9 protein-coding genes are annotated in these 13,275 nt (G+C 70.2%); all 9 read right to left on the bottom strand.

Going from position 1 to position 13,275, the window contains the following annotated elements; genetic code table 11:
• Positions 1 to 4: 4 nt before the first annotated feature.
• The 9 genes from JHL17_RS36550 to JHL17_RS36510 all read right to left on the bottom strand — a co-directional run bounded on the left by JHL17_RS36550 (position 5) and on the right by JHL17_RS36510 (position 13,258).
• On the bottom strand, positions 5 to 1,561 hold the full coding sequence (locus JHL17_RS36550; RefSeq protein ID WP_200199573.1) for an AMP-binding protein: 1,557 nt from the start codon (positions 1,559 to 1,561) through the stop codon (positions 5 to 7).
• Complete coding sequence (locus JHL17_RS36545) at positions 1,554 to 2,093, bottom strand: (2Fe-2S)-binding protein (RefSeq protein ID WP_200199572.1); 540 nt, start codon at positions 2,091 to 2,093, stop codon at positions 1,554 to 1,556. The genes JHL17_RS36550 and JHL17_RS36545 overlap by 8 nt, the downstream gene beginning before the upstream one ends.
• Positions 2,081 to 2,917, bottom strand: a complete 837-nt coding sequence (locus tag JHL17_RS36540; protein ID WP_200199571.1) for an FAD binding domain-containing protein — start codon at positions 2,915 to 2,917, stop codon at positions 2,081 to 2,083. The genes JHL17_RS36545 and JHL17_RS36540 overlap by 13 nt, the downstream gene beginning before the upstream one ends.
• Positions 2,914 to 5,976 (bottom strand): xanthine dehydrogenase family protein molybdopterin-binding subunit, encoded by a 3,063-nt coding sequence (locus JHL17_RS36535; RefSeq protein WP_200199570.1) that lies wholly within the window; start codon positions 5,974 to 5,976, stop codon positions 2,914 to 2,916. The genes JHL17_RS36540 and JHL17_RS36535 overlap by 4 nt, the downstream gene beginning before the upstream one ends.
• Before the next feature lie 90 nt (positions 5,977 to 6,066).
• A complete protein-coding gene (locus JHL17_RS36530) occupies positions 6,067 to 6,957 on the bottom strand; it encodes a helix-turn-helix domain-containing protein (protein ID WP_200199569.1) in 891 nt (296 codons plus the stop codon).
• Between the two features lie 261 nt (positions 6,958 to 7,218).
• Entirely contained in the window at positions 7,219 to 8,661 is a 1,443-nt protein-coding gene (locus JHL17_RS36525) for a UbiD family decarboxylase (RefSeq protein WP_211113708.1), read from the bottom strand.
• Positions 8,662 to 8,723: 62 nt separating this feature from the next.
• Positions 8,724 to 10,130: a sodium:solute symporter family protein gene (locus tag JHL17_RS36520; RefSeq protein WP_200199568.1), complete on the bottom strand. Its 1,407-nt coding sequence runs from the start codon at positions 10,128 to 10,130 to the stop codon at positions 8,724 to 8,726.
• Positions 10,131 to 10,250: 120 nt separating this feature from the next.
• Positions 10,251 to 11,528, bottom strand: coding sequence for an alpha-hydroxy acid oxidase (locus tag JHL17_RS36515; RefSeq protein ID WP_247894092.1), 1,278 nt, complete (start codon positions 11,526 to 11,528; stop codon positions 10,251 to 10,253).
• A complete protein-coding gene (locus JHL17_RS36510) occupies positions 11,528 to 13,258 on the bottom strand; it encodes a thiamine pyrophosphate-requiring protein (RefSeq protein WP_247894091.1) in 1,731 nt (576 codons plus the stop codon). The genes JHL17_RS36515 and JHL17_RS36510 overlap by 1 nt, the downstream gene beginning before the upstream one ends.
• Positions 13,259 to 13,275 lie beyond the last annotated feature (17 nt).

The following is a 13,275-nucleotide window of genomic DNA, read 5'->3' as shown; positions in this document are numbered from 1 at the left end:
GGGTTCAGGAGAGTGTCGGGCTATGTTCGGCCGGGCTGTGTTCGAGAGCGAATTCGCCGGCCTGCAGCTTGCGGCGCAGGATCTTGCCGACCGGCGATTTCGGGATTTCGTCAAGGAAGACGTACTCGCGCGGGCGCTTGAAGTTGGCGAGGCCGGAGGTGCGGCAATGGTCGTCGAGATCCTTCGCCTCGACGCCGCGGGTGCGCTTGACGAAGGCGACGACCCGCTGGCCCCAGCGCTCGTCGGGCAGGCCGGCCACCGCCACCTCCAGCACGCCGTCATGCAGGGACAGCACGCTTTCGATCTCGACCGGCGAGACGTTCTCGCCGCCGGTGATGATCATGTCGTCGACCCGGCCGGTGACGAACAGGTCGCCGTCGGCGTCGAGGAAGCCGATGTCGCCGGTGAAGTACCAGCCGGCATGCAGCGCCTTGGCGTCGGCGTCCGGCCGCTTCCAATAGCCTTCGAAGGATTCGTCGCCCGACAGGTCGGCGACGATCTGCCCCTCGACCCCGGCCGCGGCGCGCTCGTCGGGATCGAAGCTGCCGAGGCGGACGATGCGGATGCGCTGGTTCAGCGCCGCCTTGCCGGCCGACCCCGGCTTGGCCGGCGCGTTCTGGTCGATGGTGAAGGTGTAGATCTCCGACGAGCCGTAATGGTTGACGAACAGCTCGGGCCGGAAGGCGGCGTCCAGCCGCTTCAGCAGCCCGTCGGTCATCGACGCCCCGGCGAAGCCCAGCTTGCGCACCGACGACACGTCGGTGCCAGCGAATTTCGGGTCGGCCAGCAGGTCGTGGTAGAGCGTCGGCACCAGATAAAGGCAGCTCAGCCGCTCCGCCGCGATCAGGTCGAGCGCTCGGGCCGTGTCGAAGCGCGGCAGGCAGACGAAGCAGCCGTCGACCAGCGCCATCGCCAGCAGCGAGCGCACCCCCATCGTGTGGTAGAGCGGCATTACGCCCAGCGTGCGCTCGCCCCGGCGGTAGCAGTTCTGCGCGACATGGGCGATCGCGGCGGCACGCTCGGTCCGGTGGCGGCGCGGCACGCCCTTGGGCTTGCCGGTGGTGCCGGAGGTATAGAGGAACAGCGAGACATGCTCCGCCGTGGCGCGGGGCTGCGCCGGAACCGGCTGGCTGTCCAAAAGGTCGGCGAAGCGGTGGTCGGCCTGCTGCCCGCCACCACCGACCGCGATGCGGGGCAGCGTCCGCGCGGCGGCGGAGTCACCGACGGCGTCGGCCGACACGTCCTGATAGAACAGGGCGCGCACCTCGGCATTGGGCAGGCAATAATCCAGCTCGTCCGCCTTCACCCGCCAATTCAGCGGCACGACGGCGATGCCGGCGAGCTGGCAGGCCCAATGGATGGTCGCCATCTCGTGCGTGTTCTGCAGCGCGGTGGCGATGCGGTCGCCGGGATGCAGGCCGAACCGGTCGAAGGCGCCGACCAGCCGGCGGATGCGCTCCAGCCATTGCGCGTAGGTCAGCCGCAGGTCGCCGTCGACGATGGCGACCGCGTCGGGGCTGCGCTCCGCGCTGGCCAGGATGCTGCGGCCGAGGTCAAACATGGGCGACCTCCTTCACCGTCTGGCCGGTGACCTCCATCACGGCGCGGACGATGCCGGCATAGCCGGTGCAGCGGCAAAGATGGCCGCTCAGCATGTCGCGTAGCTCCTCTTCGGTGGGTTTGGGATTGCGGCTCAGGTAATCGGTCAGCGACATCAGGATGCCGGCCGTGCAGAAGCCGCATTGCAGGGCGTGATGCCGGCGGAAGGCCTCCTGGAGCGCGGTCATGCGCCCCTCGTTGGCTTCCGCCAGCCCTTCGACGGTGTCGATGCGCCGGCCGTCGGCCTGGACCGCCAGGGTCAGGCAGGCACGGGCGGCGACGCCGTCGATGCGGACGGTGCAGGCACCACAGACGCCGTGCTCGCAGCCGACGCGGGTGCCGTGGGCGCCAAGCTCGTGGCGCAGGAAATCGCTCAGCAGCAGGCGCGGATGGGCGTGTCCGCTGCGCGGCTTGCCGTTCAGGACGATGGAGACGGCATGTCGCGTCTCGGCCGCCAGGATCGGCGGAGTGTGGGGAGAGGTCAGCGGCGGCATGACAGGGCCTCTTCAAGGACAATGCGGCCGATCCGGCGGACGAGGTCGCGGCGGTAGCGCGCGGTGGCGTGCTGGTCGTCATCTCCGCCGAGATCCCAGGCGAAGGCGTTCAGCGAATCGTCGAGATCCGGCGGCAGCCCGCCGCCGACGAGCGGCCAGGACCGCAGCGTCGGACGGTCCGCGACCCCGCCGACGGCAAGGCTGGCGCGCTCCCCGTCCACCGTGGCGGCGCAGGCGGTGATGGCGAAATCGCCATGCCGCATCGACTGCTCGCGGAAGGCATGGCCGCTGCCCGGCTTCGCCAAGGGAAAGCGGACGCATTCGACGATCTCGTCCGCCGCCTTGACCGTGGTCAGCGGCCCCAGGAAGAAATCGGCGGCGGCAACGGTGCGGCGGCGGCGCAGGTTGCGCAGCACCACCTCGCCGCCGGTGGCGACCAGACAGAGCGGCGTCTCGGCGCTGGGATCGGCATGGGCGACCGAGCCGCAGAGCGTGCCACGGTTGCGGGTCTGGAAATGGCCGACCCACGGCAGGGCGGCGGCCAGCAGCGGTACCTCCCGCGCCAGGGTCGGGCGGGCCAGCACCTCGGCCTGGGTGACGGCGGCGCCGACGGTCAGCCAGCCGTCCTCCGCCCGCAGCGTGCGCAACTCCTCCAGCCGGCCGAGGTCGATCAGCAGGCGCGGCTGGACCAGCCGCATGTTCAGCATCGGCATCAGCGACTGGCCGCCGGCGATCACCCGGGCGTCGTCGCCCCCGGCCGCCAGCGCCGCCAGCGCGTCGGCGACCGTCGCCGGCCGCAGATAATCGAAAGAGGCGGGTTTCATCGGTTGAGTCCCAGAAGGCGCAGCAAGCGCGCCAGAAGCGACAGGGGCGGCGCAGGACGGGCGTCGGAAGCCGTGGGACCGCCGGCGCGGGCGACCAGCTTCTCGAAGAACTGGCCGATCAGCAGGCGCGACGCGCTGTCGAGCATCCGGCCGCCGACCGCGGCGACCTTGCCGCCGACCGACGCGCTGTAGCGGTAGGTGACGCGCGTGCCCTCGGCGGTGCGCTCCAGCGTGACGTGCCCGGTGCCGCTGCCCGAGCCGAGCGCGCTGGTGCCGCTGCCGGTCAGGGTCAACGCCTTGGGCGGGTCGAGGTCGGACAAGGCGACCTCCGCGGTATAGCGGCCGCGCACCGGGCCGATGCCGACCACGACCTCCGCCCGGTAGGCGTTGGGACCGACGAGGTCGAGCGCCTCGCAGCCGGGCAACAGCGCCGCCAGTTCCTTGGGATCGAGCAGGATGGCCCAGACCTGTTCCGGCGTCGCCGGCACTTCACGGCTGCCCTCCCCGGTCAGGCCGCGCCCGCCTTTGGTAGCGGCCGGCGGCGGAGTTTCCCTCGCAATTTCCCCCGTGCCGGCCGCAGACGCCGGACGAGGCGGTTCCGGCGGATGGATCAGCGCGGCCAGCTTGGCCGGGGTGATCGGCAGGGACGGCGGCCCGTCCACCGATACGCCGGCCACAGACAATCCCGACAACGCATCCGCCACCGCGTTGGCGAGGCAGACCGGGGTGCTCATGCAGTTCCCCTCCCCCACCCCCTTGGCGCCGAGCGGCGTCACCGGCGACGGGCTTTCGCGATGGAGGATGACGGGAACCGGTACTTCGCAGGCGGTCGGCACCAGATAGTCGGCGAAGGTGCCGGACAGGAAGCGGCCGTCGTCGCCATAGGCGTATTCCTCGTACAGCGCGGTGCCGACGGCATGGGCGAAGCCGCCCAGGATCTGCCCCTCCACCAGCAGCGGGTTCAGCAGCCGGCCGGCATCGTGCATGGTGACGTAGCGGTCGATCCGCAGCGCCCCCGTCGTCCGGTCGATCTCGACCCCGCAGAAATCGAAGATGAAGCCGTAACAGGCCGAGCTGTTGATGTGGTCGGCGTCGGTCGGCGCCTTCAGCGGCTCCGGCGTCCAGAAGGCGGTCTCGCGCAGCGCCGCCTCCTGCCCGTCCGGCAACGTGCCGGGCGACCAGTGGCCGGCGGCGGCGACGCGGGGGAAGGACAGGCTGTTGTCCGGATTGGCATCGGAGAAGACCCTGCCGCCGGCGAAGCGGACATCGTCGGCCCGGCAATTCAATTGCCCGGCGACCAGCGCCGCCATGCGGCCGCGCAGCCGGGTCGCCGCCACCTGGGCCGCCCCCGCCACCGCCCCGGCGAAGCGGCTGGAATAGTTGCCCGAGGCGATCGACCAGGCATCCTTGCCGGTGTCGAGGTCGGTGTTGACGCGGATGTCCTCGAAGCGCAGACCGAAGACGTCGGCCACCACCTGGGCCAGCACGGTGCGGTGCCCCTGCCCCTGGGGAGCCGAGGCCACCGTCACCGAGACGCCGCCGGTGGGGTCGACGGCGACGCTGGCGGTCGCCTGCGCCCCGTTCTTCGGCCCGGCCTTGCGCCGGTCCTCGGCGGTCAGGACGGTGGTGATGTAGCCCATGTTGGAGATCGACGGCTCGACCACCGCGGCATAGCCGATGCCGTAGAGCCGCCCCTCCGCCCGCAGGGCGTTGCGCCGCGCCTTCAGCGCGTCGAGCGCGCCCTCGCGCACCGCCTGCTCCAGCGTCGCGCGGTAGTCGCCGCTGTCGAGCGTCCCGCCCGAGGCGGTGCGGTAGGGCATGGCGTCGGCCGCCACCAGATTGCGGCGGATGACGTCGAGCGGATCGAGCCCAAGCTCCGCCGCCACCCGGTTCATCAGCCGCTCCAGCCCGTAATAGAGCTGCCCGCCGCCGAAGCCGCGGTTGAGGCCGGTCGGCGTCTTGTTGGTGACGACGATGCGGTTGGTCACCGCCAAATTCGGAATGTCGTAGGCACCGGTCAGGTTGCCGTGGTTGCGGTAGAGCGAGGCCGGCTCCGGTGCCCGCAGATAGGCGCCGCAATCCTCGGTCTGCTCCATCCGCAGCGCCAGCACCCTGCCGTCCGGCTCCACCGCCGCGTCGATGCGCATGCGGCGCGCGGTGGCCGAGGTGGCGGCCATCAGATGCTCCAGCCGGTCCTCCACCCACTTCACCGGCCGGCCGGCGACGCGGGCGCACAGCCCCATCAGCACGACATAGGGGAACACCGCCTGCTTGTTGCCGAAGCTGCCGCCGGAATGGGGCGGCGTCTTCAGCCGCAGCCGCGATCCCGGCACGTTCAGCGCGCGCGCCATCACCGGATGGACGGCGAAGGGGCCGGAGAAGTTCGACAGCACCTCGTAGGCATCCTCGGCCGCGTCGTAATCGGCCAGGACGACGAAGCACTCCATCGGGGTGCAGGAGTTGCGGGGATATTCGACCTCGACCGACACGCTGCGGGCGGCGCCGGCGAAGGCGGCCTCGGGATCGCCGTAATGGAAGCTGCGGCTGTTGACGAGGTTGGAGCCCACCGCCGGATGCAGCGGCTCCGATCCTTCCTCCAATGCCTGGGCGATCGAGGTCACCGGCGGCAGCGGGCGATAGCGCACCTCGATGCGGTCGAGCGCGTCCTCCGCCAGATAGCGGCTGTCGGCCAGCACCACCGCCACCGGTTCGCCGACATGGCGCACGCGGTCGATGGCGAGGCACCAATGCTCCATCGGCGCGCGGATGCCGACCAGGAAGGCGCTGGCATAACGCTTGGCGTCGGCCCCGGTGACTACGGCGGCGACGCCGGGAACCGCCAGCGCGGCGGCGGTGTCGATACCCAGCAACTCGGCATGGGCGTGCGGCGAGCGCAGGATCGCGGCGTGCAGGGTGCCGGGCTTAACCGGCAGATCGTCGGCATAGCGGGCGACGCCGGTCAGCAGCGCGGCATCTTCCACCCGCGGCATCGAACGGCCGACGAACGGAGCCGCTACGGCCGGGCTGCCTTTGATTTCAACGGTCTGCGTGGCCGTCATCGTCATCCTCCGGTTACCGGAGAAGACTAGACCGTTCGCCCCGCAAAGCTTTTACCGTGGAGTGTCGCGATTTACCCTAGCGTCTCATTTTCACGCATGGCCGACTTCCAGCCGCCCTGCTCCAAGCCTTCCTATACCGGGCCGGTCGAGCAGGTTGACGACGCGGCGGTATTCGGTGGGCGTGACGCCCTGGTGGTTGCGGAAGAAGCGGCTGAAATGGCTGGGCGCCGAAAAGCCGAGCCGGCCGGACACCTCGGTCGCGCTCTCCAGCCCGGCAGCCATGGCGTCGATGGCCGCCTCCATCCGCAGCACGTTGAAATAGAGTGCCGGGGTGATCGCCATGGTCTGCTGGAACAGCCGGAACATATGGGCGCGCGACAGGCCGGCGGCGGCGGCGACCCGACCGGCGTCGAATTCCTCGCCCAGCGTCCCGCTCATGAAACGGATGGCCTGACGGATGCGGAAATCGCCGGCCGCCGGGGCGGCGTAGCGCGTCCCGCCCAGCCTCCGCCATTCGGAGAAGCGGTCGATGATGGCGATCATCAGGTCGAACAGCGCCTCCTCCATCCGCTCGCCCGACGGGTCGTCATACAGCAACTCCGCCGCCATGCGGTTGGCCAGCCGGCGGATGTAGGGGGTCAGCTCGCCGCAGGACTGCGCGAAGAATCCGGGATTGCCGCTGGCGTTGAGTTCCCGCTGCATGGCGCCGAGCCAGCGCGGCTCGATATAGAGCGCCAGGATCACGGTGCGCGGGGCGCCCGGCTGGTGGGCATAGGAATGGGCCTCCCAGCTGTTGACCAGCACCGCGGTGTCGTCGCGCAGCGGATAGAGCTGGTCCCCCACCGCGAAGCGGGTGTCGGCGCCGGACGCCTTGATCAGCACATGGCAATGGGGATGCGCGTGATGGATCAGCGCATTGTCCATGTCCAGCAGGGCGACGCGGCCGAAGCTTCCCTGATGGATGCGCATCGCTTTCGACATGGCGTCCGGTCCCTTCCTACCCGCCCGCAGCCAGCGGCTGCCGGGATGATCTTCGATGGTTTGCTTTACAAGCTAATCGTCGGCGGACGCCATTACCAGATCCATCGGACCGGATCCGGCGGATGCATGGCTGCCGGCACCTGGGAAAGAGCCGCCAAAAAGAAGGGCCGGTCCACTGCCCGAAGACAGCGGCCCGACCCCAGTGAGGGAGATGCGGGGGCCGGCGGCGTTCCGGAACCATCCGGATCGGCCGCCAGCCCCTCATTCGATCACCGCGCGCCAATCGGCGCCGGGAGCGGCCAGCCGGTCGAGATCGACGGACTCCTCGCCCGGAACGCGGATGCGCTTGAACTTCATCTCGGGCGAGCCGATCGGGATGGTGGCGTCGATGCCCCATTTCGCCCCCAGCCCCTCGTCGGTCGAGGGATCGAGCCTGGAGCACTGGCTGTTGCCCACCACCACCAGATCGCGGTCGGCCTGGAAGCGGGTGGCGACGGCCCATTCGACCTCGCGCGCATTGTGGATGTCGACGTCGGGATCGACCACCACCGCATGCTTGATGTCGTAATGCGCGGCGAAGGCGCCGAGCAGGACGTTCTTCGCCTCGCCATGCTGGGTCTGACGCAGCTTCACCACCAGATGGTAGCGGCCGACCCCGCCCAGCGACAGATGGACGTCCTGAACGTTGGGGAAGTTGCGCTGGAGCGTCGCCAGGATCGTCGCCTCGCGCGGGATGGCGCCCAGCAGCAGATGCTCCAGCCCGCCGCCGACGATGGTGTGGAAGAGCGGACGGACGCGGTGGGTCACCGCGTCGACCTGGATCACGTGGCGGTCGGCCCGCTCGCCGTAATATTGCGGGAATTCGCCGAACGGCCCCTCCGCCTCGCGCACCTGCGGCAGCAGCCGGCCTTCGATGACGATCTCGGCCTCGGCCGGGACGCGCACGCGGTTGGTCTTGCAGCGCACGACGTCCAGCGGCTCGCCGCGCAGCGCCCCGGCGATCTCCAACTCGTCCTGGCCGACCGGCACGATGGCCTGGGACGCCAGCAGCGTCGCCGGATCGACGCCGATCACCAGCGCGATCTCCAGCGCCTCGCCCTTCGCTTCCGCCTTGCGGTAGAAATGGTCGGTGTGGCGCGGCAGCAGCAGGATGCCGATGCGGTCCGGCCCGTTGATCTGGCAGCGGTGGATCGAAACGTTCTGAATCCCCGTCTCCGGATCGCGGGCGATGGTCAGCCCGGCGGAGATGTAGGGACCGCTGTCATGCTCGTTGTGGGTCGGGATCGGCAGCAGCCGGGTCAGGTCGATGGGACCGCGATGGACGATTTCCTGAACCGGCGCCTCCGCCACCTCGCGCCAGGGCAGGGGGTCGGCGGCGGCGCGCTGGCAATGGGCGATCAGTTCGTCCCCCGGCACCCCCAGCGCCTCCGCCATCCAGGCCCGGTCGGACACCAGGCCCGACACCACCGTGCCGGAATGGCCGTCGGGGTGGGGGAACAGGGTGGCGGTCGTCCCGTCCAGGCGCTTGGCGACGGCGGCGAGCTGGTGCACCAGCCCGACGCCCGGCCGCATCACCGTCAGGCGGTTGGTCGCCTCCAGCCGGTCGAGCCAGCCGCGCAGGCTGCAGGCGGCACTCCGCGTTTCCGGGACCGGAGACGACACCGGAGCCGGCGTGGGGAAACGGTCTATGGCGTGGTTGCTCATGGCTGTCTGCCTTGGAATGGACGGTGCGACGATGCGGGCGAGAGGGCGGGCGCGGCCTTGGCTCAAGCGGTGTCCCGCATCGTCCGGGAGGAGGACGTCAGGCGCGGCAGGTGGCTGACGCTCATCACGATCAGCGGGATGACCAGGGCGACATAGGCGTTGTCGATGCCGTAGGGATCGCCGGCCAGATACCAGCCGATGGTCAGCACCAGCGACAGCAGGATGCTGGTGAGGGCCCCCTTCGGCGTGCCGAACCGCGGTGCGTAGAAGATGAAGAGGACCAGCACGGCCAGGGTCAGGCGCAGCGACTTCGCCAGGAAGGTGACCTTCAGCACGTCGGGGGCGAAGATGGCGAGCGGGATCGGCAGCAGGCAGACGACGGTCGACGCGATCCGCACGAACATCAGCGCCCGGGAGTCGGCGGCCGTGACCGCGTCGGTCTTGTGAACCGCCGGAAGGTAGAAATCCTTGTAGAGCAGGGTCGCCGTGCCGATGCTGATGGCGGAGATCGTCCCGAACAGCGAGCCGGCGAGGCCGGCGACCACCACCGCGGCCATCAGGCTGTCCATCTGCGACACGATCATCGGAAAGGCCTGGAGCGCGTTGATCTTCGGGAACATCAGCGACGCGCACATGCCGCACAGCGCAGCCGCCAGCCCGAAGGGCACCAGCAGCAGGGCGGTGTAGAGGCTGGCCCGCTGCGCCTTGGCGGCGTTGTCGACGGTGCTGATCGCCTGCAGCACATACTGGGTGGAGAAGACGGCGCCGGTTCCCGCCAGGATCCAGGCGAAGATCTGCGGCCACCCGGCATTGCCGACCTCGAACATCTCGGCCGGCAGGCGGGCCTGCAGTTCCCCCATGCCGCCGACCTGCGACAGGGCGAAGGCGGTGGCGACGAGGATGCCGATGTATTTGACGATCGCGTGCATCACGTTGGTGTAGATGACCGACCGCATGCCCCCCATGCTGACATAGAGCGCGGCGACCATCCCGGTGATGACGATGGCGGTCGCCCGGTCGATCTTCAGCAGCCCGGCCAGCACGGCGCCGCCGCTGGCGTAGACGGAGATGGCGACGATCTGCAGCGCCGCGATCATGATGATGCTGGTGGCGAGCTTCGTCCCCTTGCCGTAGGTCTTCGCCATCACGCCGGAGATGGTGTTCTCGCCCAGATCCTTGAACTTGCGGGCGAACAGGAAGGCGTAGAACACGAAGCCGATGCCCAGCGCCGCGAGGTTCCACGCCGCCGAGATGCCCCAGTTGTAGGCGGCCTGGGCGGTGCCGACGCTGGCGGTGGTGCCGATGAACTCCGACATCAGCAGGAAGCCCACCAGCAGCGCCGGATAGGTGGTGCCGCCGGAGGTGAAGTTGTGCGCGGTGTTGGCGAAGCGCTTGGCGGCATAGCTGATGACGCCCATCGCCAGGATGTAGACGATGGCGAGCGACATGGCGGTCCAGTTGGCGTCCATGGCGAATGTCCTCCCGGTGTGGCAAGGCCCGCCCGTTGCCTGGGTCTTTTGCGGGCATGTGGGTGCGTGCCGGGGCCGACGCGGTCGGCCCCGTCGCCAGTGCGTTACGGTGCAGGTGCGCTATGGCGCGGGCGCACCGGGACGCGATGGCAGGGGGTCTTGAAGCAGGGTTCCGCTCTGGATGAGGGCGGTCCGGAATTCGTCGGTGAACAGGCGGACGACATGGTCCAGCCCGTCGGCGCCGGCGGCGGCATAGGCCATCAGGAAGGCACGGCCGGCGAAGGCCGCGGCGGCTCCCCGCCTGCGGGCGCGCAGCAGGTCGAGGCCGGAGACCATGGCGCCGTCGACCATCACGGTGGCACGGCCGCGCACCCGCTCCTCGATCGGCGGCAGGGCGTCGATGGTCGCCGGAGCCGCGTCGAATTGGCGGCCGCCGTGGTTGGAGACCAGGATGCCGTCGGCCCCCAGCGACACCGCCTTGTCGGCATCGTCGGGATGCAGGATGCCCTTGACGATCAGTGGACCGCGCCAGACGTCGCGGAAACGGGCGACCGACTCCCAGGTCAGCGGGCCGGTCATCTTCTGGTAGACGAAGCCGGCGAGGTCGCCGGTGCTGGCCTCCGGACCCAGATAGGGTTCGAAATTGAAGAAGCGCGGCTGGCCGCGCCGCAGCATCGCCAACGCCCACAGCGGCGCCCGCGCCACGTCCCATGCCGTCCGCAGGGTCGGGCGGAACGGCACGACGAGACCGTTGCGCACGTCGCGCACCCGCTTGGAGCGGACCGGCACGTCCATGGTCAGCACCAGCGCATGGGCGCCCGCCGCCTGCGCCCGGCGGATCAGGTCGAGCGACACCGCGTGGTCGTTTTCCGGCACATTGTAGAGCTGGTACCAGAACACGTCCGGCGCGATGCGGGCGATGCGCTCGATCGAGCTGTTGGCGACCGTCGACATCACATAGGGGATGCGGGCGCGCTGGGCCGCCGCGGCGATCGCCTCGTCGGCGTCCGGCCACAGCAGGCCGGCCAGCCCCATCGGCGCCACCCCGACCGGCAGGGCATAGCCGCGGCCGAACAGCGTGGTTTCGGTCGACACGCCCCGCAGGTCGATGCCGTAGCGCGGCACGATCTCGACGGCGTCGAGCGCCTGACGGTTGCGCGCCAGCCCATGATCGTCCCCCACCCCGCCGGCGACGAACTCATAGGCGAAGCGCGGCGTCCGCCGCCGGGCCTGCGCCGCGAGATCGGCGACGGTGGGGAAGCGGCGGCGCAGCCGCGCCGCCTCGCTGCTCAACCCGCCGCTGCCCCACCCCGCGCCGGCCTTTGCAGCCGGAGCGGAGGATGGTGCCGGGGCGATCTGGGCGGTCGCCGCCTCGATGGCTGGATCGCGCGCCGACATCAGTAGTCGCACAGCACGTTGACCAGCGCCTGGCGGCGCTCCTGGGTCACCACCGCCACCGCGCGGCGCAGGGCGTCGCGCAGCTCTTCCGGCCGCTCGACCCGGAAGCCGACGCCGCCGCTCGCCTCCACCAGCTTCTCGAAGGCCGGCGACGGGCTGAGGTCGGCCAGCATGCGCCCGCCGCTGCGCGCGGCGACGCCGGTCTTGTACATCGCCATGGTGGCGTTGCGCACCGCGCCATAGAGCTGGTTGTTGAAGACGACGGTCAGCACCGGCAGGTCATGGGCCTCGCCGACCCAGTGGGAGGCCGTCGGGTTGGCGAACATGTAGGCGCCGTCGCCCAGCGTCGCCACCACCAGCCGGTCCGGGTTGGCCAGCTTGGCTCCCAGCGCCGCCCCCAACCCCCAGCCGAGCCCGCCGGCGGCGCTGAGGCCGAAATAGGTGCCGCTGCGGGTCTGCGGGCAATGGTCCAGCCGCAGCGGATATTCGTTGACGACGATCGCGTCGGGACCGACCGCCTCGCCGATGCAGGCGCTGAGCCATTCCGGGCCGATGCGGCCGTCGGACGGCACCGCGTCGGCCGATACCCGCTTGCCGGCGAGTGCCTGCGACTGCACCCGCAACGCCTCGCCGCGGGCGGCGACGCTCTTGCGGTCCAGCCGCTCGTGGCGGTCGAGCAAGTCCTCGACGGCCGTCAGAACGTCGGCGGTCTCTCCGGCGACGCAGAGGTCGGCGGGAAAGCTGCGCATCGGATAGCGGGTGTAGGCGGGATCGGTCGCGACATGCACCACCCGGCAGCCCGCCGGCGGCGATTCCAATGCCGGGATCCAGGGCACGTCGGCGTCCAGCGCGATCACCAGATCGGCCTGGGCCAGCAGCCCGCCGGGCAGCGAGCCGAGATTCATCGGGTGGTCGGCGGCGATGTTGAGGAAGCGCGGGTGGAAGGAGACCACCGGCAGGGCGAAGCGCTCCGCCAGGCGCGCCAGCGCGTCGAAGCCGGCCTGGGTGCGCCCGGCCCCCTGGGTGACGATCAGCGGACGCTCGGCCCCGGCGATCCAGTCGGCCAGGGTGCGGATGTCGTCCGGCTGCGGATGGGGAGCCGCCGGTGCGGCACGCCGACCGGCATCGGGGCGGGACACCCGGATCGGGTCGGCCAGCACGTCGCGCGGCAGCGTGGCATAGACCGGGCCACGCGGCGCCGTCATCGCCACCTGCCAGGCGCGCGCCACCATGTCGCCGGCCTGTTCGGGCAGATGGAGTTCATAATCCCACTTCACCGCTTCGCGCAGCATGCCGCCCTGGTCGAACATCTCCTGCGCCCAGTGGATGTAGCGGGTGCGGGTGCCGTGGCGGCCGCTTTCGCTGTAGGGGGAACGGCCGGCGAACAGCAGCACCGGGGTCTCGTCGCGGCTGGCGTTCAGCACCGCGTTGACGGTGTTGGCGGTTCCGACATTGACATGCACCATGACCGCCTGCGGCCGACCGGTGGTCATATAGACCCCGTGCGCCATCGACACCGCGAGATTCTCGTGCGGGATCACCATCGGGCGCGGAACGGCCGTGCCGGTCTCCGCCGCCCGGGCGAACGCCTCGGCGATCGGCGGAAAGTCGGTTCCGCCATTGGCGAAGAAGTAATCGACGCCATGCACGGAGAGCTGGGTCAGGAAAAGATCCGACGCGCTCTGCTCGAATTCTCCGGATTCGCCGGCGTTCGATTGATTTTCGACCAAGGATTGTACTCCCTCAA

Origin of the sequence: Azospirillum endophyticum (genome assembly GCF_016595245.1) — a bacterium.
Taxonomy (GTDB): domain Bacteria; phylum Pseudomonadota; class Alphaproteobacteria; order Azospirillales; family Azospirillaceae; genus Azospirillum; species Azospirillum endophyticum.
The sequence above is the reverse complement of the archived record's forward strand: the minus strand, read 5'-3'. Positions and strand labels throughout refer to the sequence as shown.